16 protein-coding genes and 1 pseudogene are annotated in these 19,837 nt (G+C 45.2%); 1 reads left to right on the forward strand and 16 read right to left on the reverse strand.

Annotated features, from left to right (window positions below; translation table 11 throughout):
- Window positions 1–412: 412 nt before the first annotated feature.
- The 12 genes from J2S23_RS06105 to J2S23_RS06160 form a co-directional block, all read right to left on the reverse strand.
- Window positions 413–1,099, reverse strand: a complete 687-nt coding sequence (locus J2S23_RS06105) for a gamma-glutamyl-gamma-aminobutyrate hydrolase family protein (protein WP_307121867.1) — start codon at window positions 1,097–1,099, stop codon at window positions 413–415.
- Between the two features lie 93 nt (window positions 1,100–1,192).
- The gene (locus tag J2S23_RS06110) at window positions 1,193–1,786 is read right to left on the reverse strand and encodes a uracil-DNA glycosylase family protein (protein ID WP_307121868.1); all 594 of its coding nucleotides are present in this window, start codon (window positions 1,784–1,786) and stop codon (window positions 1,193–1,195) included.
- A 51-nt stretch (window positions 1,787–1,837) separates the two neighbouring features.
- Window positions 1,838–3,253 carry a dipeptidase PepV gene (gene pepV, locus J2S23_RS06115; RefSeq protein WP_307121869.1) on the reverse strand — a complete coding sequence of 472 codons (1,416 nt, stop codon included), beginning with the start codon at window positions 3,251–3,253 and terminating at the stop codon, window positions 1,838–1,840.
- 7 nt (window positions 3,254–3,260) lie between these two features.
- Entirely contained in the window at window positions 3,261–3,863 is a 603-nt protein-coding gene (locus J2S23_RS06120; protein WP_307121870.1) for a nitroreductase family protein, read from the reverse strand.
- 152 nt (window positions 3,864–4,015) lie between these two features.
- Complete coding sequence (locus J2S23_RS06125) at window positions 4,016–5,059, reverse strand: alcohol dehydrogenase catalytic domain-containing protein (protein ID WP_307121906.1); 1,044 nt, start codon at window positions 5,057–5,059, stop codon at window positions 4,016–4,018.
- A 194-nt stretch (window positions 5,060–5,253) separates the two neighbouring features.
- Window positions 5,254–6,246 (reverse strand): aldo/keto reductase, encoded by a 993-nt coding sequence (locus J2S23_RS06130; protein WP_307121871.1) that lies wholly within the window; start codon window positions 6,244–6,246, stop codon window positions 5,254–5,256.
- Window positions 6,247–6,486: 240 nt separating this feature from the next.
- Entirely contained in the window at window positions 6,487–7,638 is a 1,152-nt protein-coding gene (nspC, locus tag J2S23_RS06135) for a carboxynorspermidine decarboxylase (RefSeq protein WP_307121872.1), read from the reverse strand.
- Entirely contained in the window at window positions 7,639–8,838 is a 1,200-nt protein-coding gene (locus J2S23_RS06140; RefSeq protein ID WP_307121873.1) for a saccharopine dehydrogenase family protein, read from the reverse strand.
- A 21-nt stretch (window positions 8,839–8,859) separates the two neighbouring features.
- The gene (gene speB / locus J2S23_RS06145; protein ID WP_307121874.1) at window positions 8,860–9,708 is read right to left on the reverse strand and encodes an agmatinase; all 849 of its coding nucleotides are present in this window, start codon (window positions 9,706–9,708) and stop codon (window positions 8,860–8,862) included.
- Window positions 9,698–10,543: a polyamine aminopropyltransferase gene (gene speE, locus J2S23_RS06150; RefSeq protein WP_307121875.1), complete on the reverse strand. Its 846-nt coding sequence runs from the start codon at window positions 10,541–10,543 to the stop codon at window positions 9,698–9,700. The genes speB and speE overlap by 11 nt, the downstream gene beginning before the upstream one ends.
- A 15-nt stretch (window positions 10,544–10,558) precedes the next feature.
- A complete protein-coding gene (locus tag J2S23_RS06155) occupies window positions 10,559–11,995 on the reverse strand; it encodes an aminotransferase class I/II-fold pyridoxal phosphate-dependent enzyme (RefSeq protein WP_370868696.1) in 1,437 nt (478 codons plus the stop codon).
- Window positions 11,996–12,627: 632 nt separating this feature from the next.
- Window positions 12,628–13,008 (reverse strand): PH domain-containing protein, encoded by a 381-nt coding sequence (locus J2S23_RS06160; RefSeq protein WP_307121877.1) that lies wholly within the window; start codon window positions 13,006–13,008, stop codon window positions 12,628–12,630.
- Between the two features lie 181 nt (window positions 13,009–13,189).
- On the opposite strand from J2S23_RS06160, the gene J2S23_RS06165 reads away from it, so the two are divergent.
- Window positions 13,190–14,611, forward strand: coding sequence for an ISNCY family transposase (locus J2S23_RS06165; protein WP_307121878.1), 1,422 nt, complete (start codon window positions 13,190–13,192; stop codon window positions 14,609–14,611).
- Between the two features lie 222 nt (window positions 14,612–14,833).
- Here the strand turns inward: J2S23_RS06165 and J2S23_RS11315 are convergent, their stop codons facing one another.
- The 4 genes and pseudogenes from J2S23_RS11315 to rfbD all read right to left on the reverse strand — a co-directional run bounded on the left by J2S23_RS11315 (window position 14,834) and on the right by rfbD (window position 19,831).
- A complete protein-coding gene (locus J2S23_RS11315) occupies window positions 14,834–16,648 on the reverse strand; it encodes a pneumococcal-type histidine triad protein (RefSeq protein WP_370868697.1) in 1,815 nt (604 codons plus the stop codon).
- 96 nt (window positions 16,649–16,744) lie between these two features.
- Window positions 16,745–17,830 (reverse strand): annotated as a pseudogene (locus tag J2S23_RS11320) (pneumococcal-type histidine triad protein); the annotation flags it as partial.
- A gap of 20 nt (window positions 17,831–17,850) precedes the next feature.
- Window positions 17,851–18,783, reverse strand: a complete 933-nt coding sequence (locus J2S23_RS06175; protein ID WP_370868695.1) for a metal ABC transporter solute-binding protein, Zn/Mn family — start codon at window positions 18,781–18,783, stop codon at window positions 17,851–17,853.
- Between the two features lie 199 nt (window positions 18,784–18,982).
- The gene (rfbD, locus tag J2S23_RS06180; protein ID WP_307121880.1) at window positions 18,983–19,831 is read right to left on the reverse strand and encodes a dTDP-4-dehydrorhamnose reductase; all 849 of its coding nucleotides are present in this window, start codon (window positions 19,829–19,831) and stop codon (window positions 18,983–18,985) included.
- Between the last annotated feature and the right edge of the window lie 6 nt (window positions 19,832–19,837).

The raw sequence follows: 19,837 nt of genomic DNA on the forward strand, positions 1-19,837 counted from the left end.
CGCAGACGAGTTTACTCTATCAACTATCTCATCCTGTCACGATAAACAGCTATGAGCTAGTGGTGACTGATGGTGTCATGGCTTAGACCTTCTAGACTTGATTTGATATAATGACAATTCTTTCTGTATTTTCTTAGCATAGCATTAGGACGTTTCCTTTTAAGACTAAAAAACCACCCGCTCTATTTAGAACAGGTGGCTACCAAGCGTTCCCATCCTGCAAACAAAACGAAAAGGACTTCATACTATACTGTATAAGTCCTTAATTCATCAAGATTGCAAGAATCACGCTTAGTACCTTAGACATGGAACATTACCTCATCAGTCAAACAATGTAGTTTATTATACCTTATATGACTCATGCTTGCAAGGAAACACATGATTTTTGACAGGATTAACAAATCTTAGAAATTTACATAGCCTCCACAAGATACCGAAAGAGGTTTTGATTACTTTCATCGTCCAGTAAAAATTCCGGATGCCACTGAAGTCCAATAATAGGAGATCCCTGACGACTTTCGTAAGCTTCAATAGTGCCATCTCTTGGATCACGAGCTGTCGCTACTAGAGCTGGGGCAAGTTGCTTAACGCTCTGCCGGTGAATAGAGTTGATTTGACTTCCTGATTTAAAAAGGTGAGACACCTTACTGTTTGGGGCAACTTCAATTTCGTGAGATGTCCCCAACACTTCGTCTTGCCAATGATCCGCAATGTCTTGATTCAGTGTCCCTCCGAGAGCAACATTGACCAACTGCATACCACGGCAGACGGCAAAAATTGGTTTTTCTTGTTTGATGGCTTCCGCAATCAGAGCTAGTTCAAACTCATCTCTTGCCAAGGAATAATCCTCACTAGAAACCGTTTTTTCTTCACCATAGAACCGTGGATCGACATTTTGACCACCCGAAAGGAGCAATTTATCAATCATGTTGATGTAGGCCTTGGCCATATCTGGTGTCCCAATAGGTAGGACAATCGGGAGCCCTCCTGCTGCTTTCACCCCATCAGAGAGTGAACGCGGTACAGCATCATAAGTAATCCCTGACAAAGCCGGCATTTCCTTTTCATTTCCTGTTATTCCTACGATGACCGGTTTCATGAGCTGTCCCCCCTCTTTTTTCGATAGAACTATCTTATCATGAGAAGGTCACGGCGTCCAATAGGAATTTTTAATGACTGTCTTTAAGAATTTTTAAGACTCTGTTGATTTTAAAAGAGTAGCCACAAGAGATTTTAAATGGGGCAAAACATCTTCCTCAAACCAGGGATTCTTAGCCATCCATATTTGATTACGAGGAGAAGGATGGATTAAGGGGAAATAGTGAGGCAGATAGGTTTGGTAGTCTCGGACAGTCTCAGTGACTGTAGCAGACTTCTTCTGCTTGAGATAATAGTGTTGCGCGTAAGTCCCGATGAGGATTATTAGCTCTATCTGTGGCATGAGTGCTATCAGTTTAGGATGCCATTTAGGGGCAAAATCTGGCCGTGGCGGGAGATCCCCTGATTTGCCAGCTCCCGGAAAATAAAAATCCATGGCTAAGACACTGATTAGCCCAGAATCGTAAAAGGTGGCTTCATCAATTCCTAACCAGTCTCTCAGACGGTCACCAGAGCGGTCTTTAAAGTAGAGACCGGCTGCCTGAGTTTTGAGACCAGGAGCCTGACCAATAATCAAGATTTTGGCCGTCTCAGGTGCCGCAAATAAGGGTTCAATCCCTGCTGCTGTAAAGGCCTGATTAGCAGGATCTGCCATAATGGCTTGTTTAATGGTTTCTTGAGGGGTCATTTGTCAATTCCTTTAATAGCAAAAAACTGGGAATCCCCAGTTTTTAAGACTTTATTTAATCAATTCGTAGATGGCCTCAGCATAGATCGCTGCTGCGCGGTATAGGTCCTCAACATCTGCAAATTCATTGGCCTGGTGCATGGTATCAGTGTAACCTGGGAACATGGCCCCATAGGCAACCCCACGCTTGAGGAGTCGGCCAAAGGTACCCCCACCAATAATTTGCTCATGTCCACGAAGGCCTGTATGGCGCTCGTAAACATCCAAGAGCGTCGCTACTAAAGGATCTTCCATCGGTACATAGTGCGGCGTGTGCCCTGTGCTTGAGAGGGTCACTGAGGCAACACCTTCAAGGCTCGAGAGCTTGTCCTGAATCTCTTCAGGGCTAGTTCCTTGTGGGTAACGGAAGTTCAGGGCAATGGTGTTGTCCTCTGACACTGCTGAGAAGTTAAAGACACCAGCATTCATGGTCAATTGCCCCATGCGCTCGTCGGTATGGGCAACACCTGTGGTTTCCGCATAGTGATCCGCCAAGAGCACGGTGCCAGCTACCTTGAGGTAGTCTGCCGCTGGTCCAGCAAAGGCAAAGTCTGACAAGAAAGCTGCCAAATAGGTTGCCCCGTTAATCCCAGCTTCTGGGTGAGCGCCATGGGCTGATTTCCCGACGACGGTCACCTGGAATTGCCCATCTGAGAGAGCCTCAACATGGCCTGAAGCAACGGGCTGGTCTGCAACAAAGGCCTTTAATTTGGCTTCTAAGTCCTCTAAGGTTACCCCACCAGAGAGGACAGCTGTAGCAGATTCTGGCACCATATTTTCTCGCAAGCCACCTTTAAAACTGTGCAGAACTACATCGCCCTCATTTTGCCCTGCAAAATGGAGATAGGCTGTAATATTTCCTTTCTCACCATTGATAATCGGAAACTCCGCATCTGGTGAGAAACCAAAGTCAGGCTCAGGAAGACCAACATGTTCAAAGTAATAGTCCATATCCGCCCAGCCCGACTCTTCATCTGTCCCGACAACAAAGCGTACTTTTTTAGAGACTGGAAGACCAAGGTCTTTAATAATCTTCAAGCCGTAGTAACAAGCCACCGTAGGCCCTTTATCATCAGAAGAGCCACGGGCATAGAGCTTGCCATCTTTAATCACAGGTGTATAAGGATCGGTATCCCAACCTGAACCTGCTGGCACCACGTCCATGTGGGCAAAGATACCGAGCTCTTCTTGACCCTCTCCAAAGGTGAAATGCCCCGCATAGTTGTCGACATTTTTGGTCTCATAACCGTCACGCTCAGCGATCTCAAGGAATTTTTCAAGGGCCTTAACAGGTCCAGGGCCAAAAGGATGTTGGGCATCTGCTAAGCTATCATCACGCTCAGAATTGATGCTCAAAAGAGTAAAGAGGTCCGCCATCATTGCTTCTCTGCGTTTGTCTACTTCTGCTTTAAAATCAATCGTTGTCATGATTCTCCTATCTAATCTCAATAATCTCATCTACTGGTAAACGGTAACTTGGGTCTGGGTGGACATCGCTATAGCCAATCGTGAACAAGAGCTCTGGACGAAAACGCGTATCAATGTCCAAAACCTCGTTGACCTTGGATTTATCAAAGCCTTGGAGGACATTGCTGGCCATTTTTTGATCGGTTAGGGCCAGAACAAAGTTCATCGCTACCATGCCAGCATTAATCGACAGGTATTCCCCTTTTGTTTGTGCGTCAAATGCTGCAAAGCGCATCGGCAAGACTTTGATAAAGTGCTCTAGAAATTCTTGAGGTAAATCTTTTACCCCAACACGCGCAATTTTACGAGAGCGCTTTTCCAAATCAGTGTCTGAAAAGAGGGCGACAACAACTTGAGCGCTCTCAATCTGAGCCCCATTAGCCCCATAGGCTAAGGGAATCAAGTCATTTTTACGATCTTTGACGATGACAAATTTCCACGATTGAATGTTATTAGCACTTGGCGCTAGTGTCGCAATCTCAATCGCTGTACGAACGTCTTTAATATCAACAGGTTGGTCATTAAATGACTTGTAAGCATGACGCTTCTTATTTAATTCTAAAAATTTCATAGGCCATCCTTTATTTTCTAAATAGATTTGTTAGCCTTATTTTATCATGTTTTGACATTATTTTCAGCATTTGACAGTATCTTAGGTTAATTATAAGTTCCGAATCGAACGAAAGAAAAGCGATCAACCTCTCGGTCAATCACTTCTGGAATTTAATCCACTACAAGCATGGCTTTAATCGTCTTTCGGTCAGCCATGTCCTGATAGGCTTGGTTGACTTCTGCTAATGGATACGTCTTTGTAAAAACTCTGCCCGGATTAATATCCTCATTAAGAACAGCCTTTAAGAGGATCTGTTTATTATAGGTCGTTACGGATGCTGACCCTCCACCAAACAGAATGTTCTGAGCAAAGGTCGACCCAATCGGGCGATTATCATAGTGAGGAACCCCAACGTAGCCGATACGTCCACCATTGTGAAGAACACCTAAAGCTTGATCCATCGCAGCTTCCGTGCCCACGCACTCCAGAGCTGCATCAGCCCCGCCTCCAAGAATTTCACGGACCTTGGCAATCCCTGCATCTCCTCGTTCTGCCACAACCGCAGTGGCGCCAGAGGCTAGGGCCATCTGCTGACGATCCTCGTGTCGGCTCATGAGGACAATCTGAGAAGCACCACGCATCTTAGCTGCAATGACAGCACATTGGCCGACCGCACCATCGCCAATGACGACAACCTTATCCCCAGGCTTAACATCTGCGACTCGTGCCGCATGGTATCCTGTCGGCATGACGTCAGCCAAGGTCAAAAGAGATTTGAGCATCCCTTCTGAGTAGTCTGAGGGCTGTCCTGGAACCTTGATGAGGGCCCAGTTGGCATAATGGAAGCGAATATACTGGGCTTGGTAGCCAGAGGACCAGTTGCTATAGCCTGGATGTCGATCACAGGTCCCATCAAATCCCGCACGGCAGGCATCACATTCCCCACAACCGTGGGTAAAAGGCACTATAACGAAATCACCAGGTTGGACAGTTGTAATGGCAGAGCCGACTTCCTCGATAATCCCGATCGCTTCATGCCCACTGTTCACTGAATGAGCTTCCTTGTCATCGCCATGCGAAAAGGCCCAAAGGTCTGACCCACAAACACAGGAGCGCACGATCTTGATGATAACATCATCGTCAGCTTGAAGACTTGGTTTAACAACCTCGGCAATCCCTATTTGACCCGCTTTTTCAAAAATAGCTGTTTTCATATTTTCCTCCACATCTTCTTTTGTCATTAGTTTATCACAATCAACAACCCATCTCCAATAGTTATTAGACATGGGTTGTTATCGTTTTTAGGAATAGATAAAAATATCCGAGACAATTCAATATCCCTCACCCAGTAGACTTAGAAACGGATAGAGGTCATTTTAGGAGTTTTAAAAAAACACTTTTTCCAAGTTTACAGTGCTCCTATCACCTTATGAGGCAAGTAAAGCTCATCCAGATAAGCGACATCCTCATCCGTCAGGGTTACTTCAAAGGCTCCCATGTAATCCTCCAGATAACCTTCTTTAGTGACTCCTAGAATAGGAGAATGAATGCCTTTTTTCCAAAGCCAAGCGATTGCAATCTGAGCACGACTGACTTGATACTTGTCGGCCAAGGCTGCCACACGCTCGACAATCGGACGGTCCTGCTCCTCTGTGGTATCATATTTAGCCTTAGCGATAGCATCCGTTTGACTGCGAGCCGTATCCGCTGTCCAGTCCCGCACGACACGCCCAGCTGCCAAAGGACTATAGGGCGCTAATCCAACTCCAGTTTCCTGACAAAATGGTATCATTTCGCGTTCTTCTTCTCGATAGAGCAAGTTGTAATGGTTTTGCATGACCGAGAACTTGGTCCATCCATTTTTCTCAGCCACATACTGGGCTTTTTGAAACTGCCAAGTATACATAGCGGACGCGCCTAGATAGCGCACTTTACCAGAGACCACTAGTTCGTGAAGAGCTGCCATGGTTTCCTCAATTGGCGTGTTATAATCCCAGCGATGAATGTAGAGAATGTCGATATAGTCAGTCCCCAGACGCTTCAAACTACGCTCGACCTGATGAAAAATAGCTTTCCGAGAAAGACCGTGCTGATTGATTTTCTTCTCACCATTTGGTAAATCACTGAAAAAACATTTGGTCGCAATAACCACATCCTCACGATTGGTAAAATCGCGTAGGGCTCGACCCAGGAATTCTTCACTGGTACCAGCCGCATAGGTATTGGCTGTATCAAAGAAGTTGATCCCTAAATCCAGAGCCTTTTTAATAATCACACGGCTGTCTTCCTCATTGAGAAGCCACCCCGACTGAAATCCAACTGTATCGTCCCCAAAGCTCATACAGCCCAAACACAATTTAGAGACCTCAAGGCCTGTTTTTCCAAGTTTTGTGTATTCCATCTGATTACCTGCTTTCCTTTTAGTACGTCTAGTATAGCGTTTTCAAAAGAAAAAGTATACTATTTTTGTGTAAACTTATACTCTTACAGTCAATACTCCCATTACTATCCTTTGGCGTTTCTTTTAATCCTTCATATCTCGAGTTAATCTTAACGGATAGTTGAGATTATTTTTTATAAAAGCTAAAAAACACCGCACTACTGTGCTTCTCAGGACAGTCTTGCGGTGTTTTGATCGTCTTTAGGACAAGCGTTCCTTGAAATCAAGGTAGCCAAAGGACTTGACCAGGGTCAAGTTGTTTTGGGCATCCGCAGCCATGATTGAAGCCAGCGGCATACCGTTAAAGGTATTGGTCTTGACCATAGAGTAGATGGCCATGTCGCAGAAAATCAAACGGCTGCCAATTTCCAAAGGTTGGTCAAAGCTATACTCGCCAATGTGGTCCCCTGCGAGGCAGGTCGGACCACCTAAGCGATAGGTATAAGCCTTCTTATGGGCTTCTCCGGTACTGATGATATGCGGACGGTAGGGCATCTCAAGCACATCTGGCATGTGGCAGGTCGCTGATGTGTCAAGGATGGCATTGAAGACACCACGGTTTTCCGTGATATCCAATACTTGAGCAACCAAGTAGCCAGCATTTAGGGCAATAGCTTCTCCTGGCTCGAGGTAGACTTCAACACCATATGTTTCCTTGATGCGTTTGACTTCTGAAACCAAGAGGTCCACATCATAATCCTCACGGCTGATGTGGTGGCCACCTCCAAAGTTGAGCCATTTCATCTGTGACAGGTATTTGCCAAACTTGGCTTCGACAGCCTTGAGAGTCGTCACCAAATCATCAGAGTTTTGCTCACAGAGGGTGTGGAAATGCAGGCCATCAAGCCCTGACAAATCTTCGCCCTCAAACTGGCTATCCAGAATTCCTAAGCGAGAACCTGGCGAACACGGATCATAGATGGCATGGTCGTCTTGGGTTGAACACTCAGGATTGACCCGAAGCCCTGCCGACTTGCCACTGTTTAGAACCTGATCCTTGTAACGATGCCACTGGCTAAAGGAATTAAAGACCAAGTGATCACAGATAGGAAGCAGTTCCTCAATCTCCTCTGGACGATAGGCTGGGGAGAAGACATGGGTCTCTCCGCCAAATTCTTCGTAGCCTAGTCTTGCTTCGTGAATGCCACTGGCTGTTGTCCCGTCAAGGTACTCAGCGATTAGGGGGTAAAAGTGAAACATGGAAAAGGCTTTTTGCGCCAAGAGAATCTTGCAGCCAGCTTCTTCTTTAACTCGGGCCAAGATTTCCAAGTTTTTGCGGAGCAAGTTTTCTTCAACCACAAAGGCTGGGGTCGGGACCTTGTCAACCGACCATTTAATTGTCGCCTCTGTCATCTAGTCCACCAAGACTGGGTTAAAGTCTTCTTGCCATGGCAAGCCCCACTCGTTCAAGGCTTCCATGAATGGATCTGGATCCAACTCTTCCACGTTGAAGACGCCTGGTTTTTGCCACTGGCCATTTAACACCAACATAGCACCGATCATGGCTGGTACACCTGTGGTGTAAGAGATGGCTTGCGAGCCAACTTCAGCATAGCATTCTTGGTGGTCGCAGACATTATAGACATAATAGGTCACGTCCTTGCCGTCTTTCTTCCCTTGGAAGATACAGCCGATATTGGTTTTCCCAACGGTTCTTGGGCCCAAGCTAGCTGGGTCTGGCAGCACTGCTTTTAAGAATTGGAGTGGAATGATTTCCTTGCCTTCATACATGATTGGCTCGATCGAGGTCATGCCAACATTTTCCAAGCACTTGAGGTGGGTCAAGTAGGATTGGCCAAAGGTCATGAAGAAGCGGATACGCTTGATGCCCTTGATGTTTTGAGCCAAAGATTCCAACTCTTCATGGTACAGGAGGTACATGTCCTTCTCGCCAACTTGGTCAAAGTCGTAGACACGTTTGATTTCCATAGGTTGGGTTTCGACCCACTCACCATTTTCCCAGTAACGGCCATTGGCAGAGACTTCGCGGATATTGATTTCAGGGTTGAAGTTGGTTGCAAACGGGTAGCCATGGTCGCCACCGTTACAGTCCAAGATGTCGATGTAGTTGATTTCATCAAAGTAGTGTTTTTGAGCATAGGCTGAGAAGACACCCGTCACCCCTGGGTCGAAACCAGATCCGAGGATAGCAGTGATCCCTGCTTCTTCAAAGCGTTTTTTGTAGTCCCATTGCCACTTGTATTCAAACTTAGCTGTGTCTTCAGGCTCGTAGTTGGCCGTGTCAAGGTAGTGGGTCTTGGTCGCCAAGCAGGCATCCATGATGGTCAAATCTTGGTAAGGAAGGGCCAAGTTGATGACGATGTCTGGTTGGAAGTCGTTGATCAAAGCGATCAATTCGTCCACATTGTCAGCGTCCACTTGGGCTGTAGAAATTTTGCAACCTTGCCCGTCTAATTTTTCTTTCAAGGCATCGCATTTGGACTTGGTCCGTGAGGCAATACAGATTTCCTCGAATACCTTGTAGTTTTGAACACATTTGTGAACTGTTACGCTGGCAACTCCGCCAGCTCCAATAATAAGGGCTTTACTCATTGTCTTTCCTTTCTGTTTTCTCTATTTGTAGAGATAGAGCATGATTTCACGCAAGAGCTTGCAGGCCAGGGCTGTAGATTGGCCTGACTGGTCATAAATCGGGCAAAGCTCGTTCATGTCTGCTGCGACGATGTTGAGTTGGCTGATTTTTTCAATGGCAGCCATAAGCTCGGTAAAGCGAACGCCTCCGGCTTCTGGTGTGCCGGTCCCCGGAAATTCTGACGGATCCAGAACATCCAAATCAAGGGTAAAGTAAACGGGCTTGCCTTTGAGCTTTTCCACCACTTCATCCAAACCGTCAAAGTTGAATTTTTGGAGATGGGTGTGCTCCTTGGCCCATTCAAATTCTTCCTTTTGACCCGAACGGATCCCGAATTGGAAGATGCGCCCATCCCCCATCATATCCCAACAGCGCTTGATGACACTGGCATGGGATTCACGGACACCCAGATAGTCTTCTCGGAGATCTGTGTGGGCGTCAAACTGAATCAAATGCAGGTCAGGGTATTTAGCCAACATGGCCTTGACTGGACCAGCGGTGATGGAGTGCTCGCCCCCAATCATGATAGGCAGTTTGCCATCTCCTGCAATAGTCGCAACCTGCTCTTCCAATTGGCGAAGGGTCTCGATGGTATTGCCAAATGGCAATTCCAAATCCCCTGCATCAAAGACTGCAATGTCTTCTAAATCCTTGTCTTGGTAGGGACTGTATGTCTCAATGCCAAAGCTTTCATTTCGAATAGCTGTGCTGGCAAAGCGGGTCCCTGGACGAAAAGAGGTCGTGCTGTCATAGGGAGCACCGAAAAGGACCATCTTGCCCTCGTCATAGCTGGCTTCACAGCCGATAAAGGTTGTTACATTAGGTTTCACTGGTTAACATCTCCTTGATATAGTTGGGCAGGTAAAAAGCCCCGCGGTGGATTTGGTCATTGTAATACTGGGTCTGGATATCAAATTGACCCGCCAGGCCTGTGCTTTCTTCAGGGGTAATCCCTTTAGACGAAAAGCCGACCAAGAGGTAGCCTGCGGCATAGCTTGGCACGCTGGTAAAGTAGGCCGTATTGACTGGAAATACCGCCTTGAGGCGATCGCTGATGTGGCGAAGGGCCGTCACGTCTTCTTGGTAGAAGCCATTGGCATGCTGGTTGATTAGGATGCCTTCATCTGTCAAAGCATTGTAGCAATTACCGTAAAATTCCCTAGTAAAAAGACTCTCGTTAAGTCCAAAAGGATTGGCCGAATCAACGATAATCAGGTCATAGGCATTTTCCTTGCGGCGGACAAATTTAAGGGCGTCTTGGATATAGAGGTTGACCCGCTCGTCCTGAAAGGCCAGCTTGCTTTGGGGCAGGTATTCCTGACAGACTTCTACCGCCCGTTGATCCAGCTCGACCACGTCGATGCTCTCGATGGTTGGGTATTTTTCCAACTCAGTCAAAACACCACCATCTAAGCCACCGATGACAAGGACGGACTTGATATCCGCCTTGGTATTCAGCGGGACATGGACCACCATTTCACTGTAAAAGGATTCGTCTTTTTCTGTTGTAATCAATTCACCATCCAAGGCCAAAATCCGTCCGTATTCCTTAGATTCTAGCACCGCGATGTGTTGGTACTCACTGTGCTCGCTGTACACTTCTTTTTCCACATTGATGGAGAGTTTGACACCATCTTGGTGGTATTCTGAAAACCATAAATCCATGTTTTCTTCCTTTCTTTAGACCTGGTCGCCTTGCACTACATTGATGTGGTTAACGTCAGCATCTTCCGTTCCCATGAGGAAACAACCCTTGTCCTTGGCATACTGGATGTGCTCAATCACTTCTGCTGTGATCAGCTCGCCTGGCGCTACAATCGGAATCCCCGGCGGGTAACACATGACCATTTCCCCTGAAATCTGCCCTTGACTCTCGGCAAGCGGTAGGCTGACTTTTTCAGCAAAGAAAGCCTCTCTTGGGGAGATTACAACATCCGTCTTTGCAATATCAAAGATGAGAAGACCTTTTTTCTCCCGTTTGAAACGGCGGCGAATTTCAGAGAGGGCACTGACCAAGCGTTCGATGTCGTGCATCCGATCACCGACTGAAATATAGGCCAAGATATTAGCTGTATCGCCAAATTCCACCTGAATGTTGTACTCATCACGGAGGAGGTCATAGACCTCAATACCTGTCAGGCCAAGATCAGTCGTCTTGATACAGAGCTTGGTCGTATCAAAATCATAAATGCCTTCACGGTCAATGATCTCTGTCGAGTAGGCATAATAATCGCCAATCTCATTGATTTCATCTCTGGCATACTGGGCCAACCGCTGCACCGTGTTAAAGATGTCTTCTCCATTGATGACCAGGTTGCGACGCGCCAAGTCTAAACTAGACATGAGCAAATAGCTGGCGCTAGTCGTCTGGGTCAGGTTGATAATCTGACGGACATACTCAGGGTTGACCTCGTTGTTGACCAGTAAGAAAGACGACTGAGTCAGAGACCCCCCTGACTTGTGCATGCTGACCGCCGCCATATCGGCACCCGCATCCATCCCTGAAATAGGCAACCCTTTGCCAAAATAAAGGTGGGCTCCGTGTGCTTCATCTGCTAGGACCAAGAGCCCATGACTATGAGCCAAGTCCACAATACGACGCAGGTCTGAGCAAATGCCATAATAGGTTGGGTTATTGACCAAGACAGCCTTGGCATCGGGGTGTTCGAGGATAGTCTTTTCTAGTTCTGCCAAAGGCATCCCGGTCGAGATTTCCAAATCCACCTGTAGGGGCGAAGTCACATAAACTGGTAAGCCACCACACATGACCAAGGCATTGATAACAGACTTGTGGACATTGCGTGGTAGGATAACCTTGTCTCCTGCCTTAATGGTCGCAAAAATCATGTTTTGCACAGCACCAGTTGTCCCATTGACCATCAGAAAAGCGTGTTTGGCCCCGAAGGCTTCTGCGGCCAGTTCTTCTGCTTCTTTTATGACGGACACTGGATGTCCCAAGTTATCCAACATCTTCATGGAATTGGCATCCATGGAGACAGCTTGTTCCCCTAAAAAATTGGTCAAATCCCTGCTGGACCGCCCTCGTTTATGGCCCGGCACATCAAAGGGAACCACACGCCGTTGCTTTAATTCTTTCAATGCCTCTACAATCGGCATTCGTTCTTGGTTTTGCACTCAATCTCCTTTCTAAGAAAGTTCCTATTCTTCTGGGGTCTGTCCAATCTATTTTCCAGCTCTTTGTCTATTCAACACCAGCTCAGAATGGTTTCTAATAATTGGTTTTCACATACAGAAAAAGACCCAAGGATGGCAGAGCATACTTGAGTCTTACATTGGTTTTTCATTTTCTAAAAAGGCGCACCAATTGGCCATTTAGCCCAGTGTTAGCGTCTTATTAGTGTAGAACGTTAGAGTCTATATAGCATGTCTTACTTTTACTACTCTTACCAATCGTTTTCACAAGCGCAATGGTTGCCATCACGTTATAAAAAATTTGAGTCGATAGCTAGTACTATCTCTTCAATGGGCGCGAAGCCCCTCTACTACATCAAACCTGTTTCTTTCACAATGGCTTGGATTTTGACTACTACTAGCCAGCCACCATTTATAAAAACAGCAATAAGTTTGGCAAAGTAAAACTCGCCTCTCTCGTTCGCAATCTTAACTGCAGGTTTTATAGTATCAAAAAAAGATTGCTTTCGCAACCTTTTTCGTTTGTTTTAATCGCATTTTTTACAAATACCGATCATTCATCAAACCTTAATCGGTTTATCGTATTGGTGACCCAATTATTTTAGAACAGCTTCTGCAAGGGCCTTTTGAATCATAATAACACTAGAATCCGACTTGAATTGTAAGATTTCAGCGGGCTCTCTAGCACTGGATACCCAAATTTTAAGTTCGGCATCTAAATCAAAATGTCCAGAAGTCTCCACTGTAAAACGTGAAATTGATCGATAAGGTAAGGATTTATAGGATGTTTTCTTACCCGACACCCCCTGCTTATCGACAAGTATCAAGCGATAATCCGTAAAGACAATCAAATCTCTAACCAGACTAAAGGCTAAATTAACCTGTTCGCCAGAAATTAGGATATCTTTTAGGTCCTGTTCTACTTTATCAACATCTTTTTGAGAGGCATTTCCCAATAACCCACTAAATAATCCCATATAAACCTCCACTACTTTCTTAATAGTTTTACTATTATTATATATTTTTTAATGGCAAAGGTCTACTATTCTAAAAGCCTCATGCTATTCGCTATCATTCGAAAGTGATAATGTCTTAGTTAGGTCGAAGGTAAAAATGTCCTATCTGTTACACTAGAAAGATGAGAAAATAGATTTAACCATGACAGAAACGAGAAAATACCAAACTATTAAGGCTGTTTGTAACGGGAGAAAAACGAAAGATAGGGCCTGTGTTGAACTAGGACTGTCCAGAAGACAAGTCAATCGTTTAGTACTGGCTTACAGGGAAAAGGGTAAGGCTGCCTTTAGGCATGGCAATAGGGACAGAAAACCTAGACATGCCATAACTGAAGAAAACAAAGCCATCATTTTGGAGAAATACAGAGCTTATGGTGACCTCAAACCCAACGTGGTCCATTTCTGTGAACTCTTGGCTGAAGAGAATAGCCTGCTTTACTCCGATACGACTGTGAGAAAAGTGCTCTACCAAGCTGGCTTTTTATCCCCTAAAACACAGAGAAAGACGAAGAAACGCCTGAAGAAACAGCTTAAGATGAGGGAGAAAGAAAATGATGACCTGGCTCTCCTACCAAAGGCTGAGGACTTTCTGGAAATACCTGAGAAAGCCCACCCTAGTCGACCTCGCAAAAAGTTTCGCGGGGAACTCCTTCAGATGGACGCCAGCCCCTACAAGTGGTTCGGAGAGTTGGAAACCCATCTTCATGTGGCTATTGATGACGCTTCTGGGGATGTCGTGGGGGCTTACTTTGATCACCAAGAAACTCTAAACGGCTACTACCAGGTTCTCGACCAGATTCTAGAAAACGAGGGGATTCCTGCGCGCTTTCTGACCGACAAACGGACAGTGTTCACCTATCAGTCTAGACAGTCTAAGAAGCTGGAGGAAGACACCTTTACCCAATTTGGCTATGCCTGCCATCAGCTTGGCATTGACATCAAGACCTCCTCCATTCCCCAGGCTAAGGGACGCGTGGAACGACTCAATCAGACCCTCCAATCCCGTCTGCCGGTCGATTTGGCTAGACTGGGCATTGTGACCCTGGAAGAGGCTAACCACTACCTCAAGACCTGGATGAAACGGTTTAACAAGACCTTCGGCGGCAAGGCCAAGTTATCGGTCTTTGAGGAACCACCTAAGCCTGCTCAGAGAAACTTGATTCTGGCTCGGGTAACGGAGAGAACCGTTGACGCTGGCCACCATATTCGCTTCCAAAATCGATTTTTCCTGCCTGTTGAAAAGGGACAAGACATCTACTTTTCACGCAGGACAAAGGCCCTCGTGATCCAAGCATTGGATGGAAACATCTTCCTCAACATCGCTGATAAAATATATCAAACTAAGGAGCTCGTAGAACATGACAAACACTCAGCAGAATTTGAACACCCTCAAGAACTCAAAAAAGAAAGACGCCAGTACATCCCTCCACAATCTCACCCGTGGAAACTGGCATCTTTCAATAACTATCTGCGTAAGATTGGGAAATCTTACGACCAATATCAGGCTGAGAAAGAAAACCTTACCCAACCACATACTAGTATAAACTATGTCTCAACAAAATAACAGTGGTTTTGACACAAATAGGACCTAATTTTGCGGGACATTTTCATTTTCGATTGACAGCCTAAACCTTTTAGAAATTCGAAAAGGGAGTGGGACAAAAATCAGTAACCAAATAGGTTCTATTTTGTCGTCCCACCCCACTCAACCACTGCGTTTTGTTTAATAGATGATAAATTATTAGAAAGCTAAGACTTTTATCCCAGCCTATTTTTACAAAGACAACTACGACTCGGTAGACTCTAATATAGGCTGTTCAGAGTCATTATCAAGAAAAGGAGACTCTTCTTTCGTAGTAAGGAGCGCGTTAGCTTCCTCATTTTCTACAGGAACCACTTCTGGCTGGCTAGAAGCTTCTGGTTGTGTCACTTCTGCCATCGTATGTACATTCACCGTGATGACTGAGCCATCTGTCAGATGAATTTCGACATCAGTGCCATTAATAAAGCGGAAGTTTTCCTGGCTAACACGGTATTTAAAAATCAGTTGCATGAGCTTTTTCTGGAAGGTTCTAGTATCCATTCCGTACTGCTGCGCAATGACTGCCATATCAGGCCCCTCATTCTCAGAAGTCTCTTCTTCCTCTTCTAAGAGGTCATCATCAGTGTCAGTTACATCATCCTCGACCTCTTTTCCATGGTCGCTATCACTTCCCCAGCCAGATTTGTAAGGACGCTCAGAAGGGTTTTCAATATAGTACTTAATAGTTGCCATTAAGTCTGCTAAGCTGTAGCCTTCGGGCGCTTCATAAATGGCACGAGGCCCATCAAACCGAGACAAATCAAGGTTATGGTAGTGGTCATGATGAGGAATAATCAGCATACCATTACGGTAGTCAACTGCCTGATCTGCAGTATAAGGAATCTTGTCAACAGGCACAATCTTAGCGGCTGTCACCGATTCAAAGAGTTTTGGAGTTGAAAGGGAATCTTCAGATTCGCCCTCACCATCAGCCGTTTCGACTGTGGTTGGCTGATCATTTTTAGCCTTCCAATAAGCTTCCGCGGCAGCTAATTCTGCTTCAGATAAGTCAGCTTTCGGGATCCAGTGGATATGGTCCATATGAGGGGTGACATAAGCGTCTCCCATATCATCCGTGATATCACGAGGATCAAAAATATAACCATCTGAGGTCGTGTATTTCCCTTCAGCTTTGGCTTTAGCTATTTCTTCAGGGCTATAAACAATTTCAGCATTTGACTTACCGTCCCGTTGATCCAGAGGTGTAAAGCTGTGCTCAGACTCTGTCTTGTCTTCTGTATCGGTTGGCTCTTCAACCGCAGGGCGTTTTCGTGACAAATCGATTTTATCGTACGGAATGGCTAACTCCATGGCCATTAAATCAACAGTATGACTGGAAGCATCCTTGCCAATCACCGTTGCTGTATTGCCAGTACGAATCACATCACTACCCGGATAGTCCATCTTGATCTTATTCATCAACATCTCGATGAGTGTACTACGGTACTCACTAGCATCTTCAAAATCTGCTTGACTAAGACGAGTTGGTGTTTTAGATAGTTTTGCCGTATGGAAGTGATTGCCGTGTGGCACGATAATGTCATCTCCGGACACCTTTAATTCTTCCACCTTAACACCATTTTGCAAGGAAATGTAGGCTAGTTTTGCAGCGATTTCTTCTTCTGAGAAAGGTGATTTTTCAACCCGATCAATAACAGTATTATCCCCATTGATGAGGTTCAAAAAGGCTTCAATCTCACTGTCATCCAAGTCTTCAAACGGAATATAGTGCTCATGATCGTCATGACCAGCAATAATGCCCGCTTCATCATATCGCTTGATAGAATCTAGCGAGAAAGTATAGCCGTCATCAGTCGTGTAAGGTTTACCATCTTGTCCTTTAGCTGTTTTTTTCCGGTTTTTAAGGTCCAGATTAAGGCCATTTCCTTTGTCCGCTTCCCCTGGTTGACTTGGGCTAACCTCAGGTTGATTTGGTAACGTCGGCTTAACAATTGGAACATTTGGTTCTATTGGCAAAGTCGGTTTAGCAATCGGAGCGACAGGCTGGTTTGGCGCCACTGGCTGAGACGGCTGAGGTTGAGACGGTTTTGGTTGCTCAGGCTTAGCAGGGGCTACCAGAGGTTGGTCATTAATCGGATGTCCTGCAGCCAAAAGACGAGTAATCTTCAATTCAAGCGCAGACATGGCACTATAAGGAATGAAGTGATAATGATCTCCATGTGGAACAGCAACGCCTGTACTGCTAAAGCGAGTAATGGTCCTTGGATCGTAGACAAGACCATCAGCTTCCACGTGACGGTTAGCAAGCGGTGTCCGATCCAATTCGGCCAACAAGCCCACAAGGCTCTCACCAGGTTGAACAGCGTCAGTTCCGCCATGCCCTACTGGAGCATTAGGCTGTGAACTTCCGCCTGTTGAAGGCTGGTTTGTTACCGGGCTGTTAGGTTGGTAGACAATAGGTTGACCTGGGACACCACCTATCCGTCCACCAGTTGGTTGCCCACTTCCAATCTTTCTATTCCAATAATCCTGGGCTGCTGCCAACTCACTTGGAGACAAATCCCCTTTAGGGATATAGTGGAAATGATCCCCGTGTGGAACGATGAAGGCATCCCCCAAATCCTCTATAACATCTGTTGGGTTAAAGACATAACCATCATCAGTCGTATAGCGACCATGAGAGTTGGTTGAAATCGCTTGAGAAGAACTTCCCTGATTACCAGCATGCTGGCCTGGGCGTCGTCCTGCCTTAACCTGTTGTTCTTCGATTTCTGCTTTTGTTCGAATATTTTCAGACTTTGCCCCTTTCTTTAAGTAAAGGTAATACTGACCATTCACCTTAATAATGTAGCCATCTTTGACTTCGTTGATGACGTCCGATTCTTTGAAAACATAATTAGGGTCCTTTATAATCAGTTCCTCACTAAGAATGGCATCAAAAGGAACCTTTCCTGAATAATAATGGAAATGATCACCATGAGCTGTTACATAACCATCATCGGTAATTTTAATGACGATTTGTTCAGCCGAAATACCCTCTTTGGCACTGACTTCATCAGGACTAAGTCCTTTAGTATCAGTAAGGATTTGACCATCCTTTTGGCTGGCTGATGCATACTGAACTTGATTGGCCATCGCATCCTGTTGACCTTGCGAATGACCAATATGATAAGCACCTGCACTTCCAGCTACAAAAAGACTGAGAATAGCACTACTGATTAATAAGCGTTTTTTTGCCATTGTATCTCCTTTAGTTAGTATTATTGATTTAAGGTATCCACCAAAATCTTAAGGTTTTCTTCAAGGTTTTGCAGATAGGTCTTTCCATTTTGGGGGTCAATCTCGAGAGGGCTGAGCTCCTTAATTTCAGCACCAGTTGCCGACGCAATCGTCTCAGCAATCTTTGGTGAGACACCTTGTTCTACAAAAATGGTTTTCACCTTATAAGTTTTCACAAACTCCTCCATCTCAGCTAATTGTCGAGAAGTTGGTTCGACTTCATTTGAAATACCTGATATCCCAAGCTGTTCTAGCCCAAATTCCTTGGCAAGGTAAGAAAAGGCGGTGTGAGAGGTTACAAAGTGCTTGGATGTCACTTTCTCAAATAAGGGACGGTATTGAGACACTAAATCTTGAGCTTCTTTTTCAAACTGCTTGGCATTTTCTTGATAGATAGAAGCGTTATCTGGATCCAAATCACTGAGTTTTTGAGCAATAAGGTGAACTTCCTCTGCTGCTTTTAAAGGGTCATTCCAAGTATGAGGATCATAAAGGCTGGCTGCATTAACCCCCTCACCAACAGGAATATCCTCAAGCCCCTTCACCTTATCAAGCGTCATCCCTTCACTCGCTTCAAGTACAGCAACATGGGACCCCTGCAAGTTAGGATCAAGCGCCCCTGCCCAACTCTCCAAAGTATGCGAATGGTATATAAAAACATCCGCTTCATAGATGGCTGCCATGTCATTTGCGGAAGGTTCGAAACCATGGATACCATTACCAGACTGAATCATTTTAATATCATTAAGATCACCTGACACTGCCTTGGTCATCGCATAAATGGGATAAAAACTAGTCACAATCTGAAGCCCATTCTCAGACTTCTCTTCCTTGTGAGAACAAGCAACCGTCAAAAGTAAACCAGTTAAGCAAAGTGCTAAAAAAAATAACTGTTTAACCTTAAAATGTTTCAAGTTAAGCCTCCTTAATTTTTTTACAAAAACTATTTTACCAGTTAATTATCTATTGTCAAGAAAAAACTGATTACGACTGTATGTTTGGGTATCACCATCAAAAGAAAAAAAGAACTCAAGACTCGACGTCTCAAGTTCCTATTAGTAGCCGTTTAACACTAAGCTTTTTGAAAAAATCGCAATAACAAACTAGGATGAACTACTTGCCTTGCTTATAAAAAGCTTCTAAAGCTTCTTGCCAAGTTGGAATGGTAAATCCAGTTGCTTTTGCTTTAGCTAAGCTCATGGTTGAGTTAAGCGGACGTTTGGCCTTGGCTGGGAATTGATCAGAGGATACTGGGTTAACAGTGACATCTTTATCTTTCAAAATTTCTTTGGCAAAGTCATACCAGCTGATGCCTTTTTCAGAATCATTTGAAAGATGGTAATAGCCAAAGGCTTGTTTGGTTTCGACCAAATGTACCATAAATTCTGCTAAGGTCCGTGTCCAAGTCGGACGACCAAATTGGTCATTAACCACACCCAAGGTGTCACGGGTTTCAGCTAAGTTTTGCATGGTAAAGACAAAGTTTTTACCGTAATTTCCAAATACCCAGGCTGTACGCACCGTATAGAACTTATCCGCATATTTCTCAACTGCTTCTTCACCCAAACGCTTGGTACGGCCGTACTCTGTTTGAGGGTTAGCTGGCTCATCCACTTCCAATTCCAGACCAACTGGTTTTTGCCCTTCGAAAACATAGTCCGTTGAAATGTAAACCAAGGTAGCACCGTATTTAGCCGCAGCCTTGGCCACATTTTCAGTACCTGTGACATTGATCTTGTAGTTTAACTCTTTGCCTTCGTCCTCAGCAGCATCAACTGCCGTGTAGGCGGCACAGTGATAAACGACAGTTGGTTTCACATCCGCAAAGAAAGCATCGACTTTTTCGGCGTCTGTAATATCCATTTCAGCAACGTCTGCTGCGACATAGTCCACACCACGCTCATCCAACAAATAACGTAATTCTGTTCCCAATTGGCCATTTGCGCCAGTAATTAAAATCATGAAGGA

This window comes from Streptococcus moroccensis, assembly GCF_030812835.1.
GTDB lineage: Bacteria > Bacillota > Bacilli > Lactobacillales > Streptococcaceae > Streptococcus > Streptococcus moroccensis.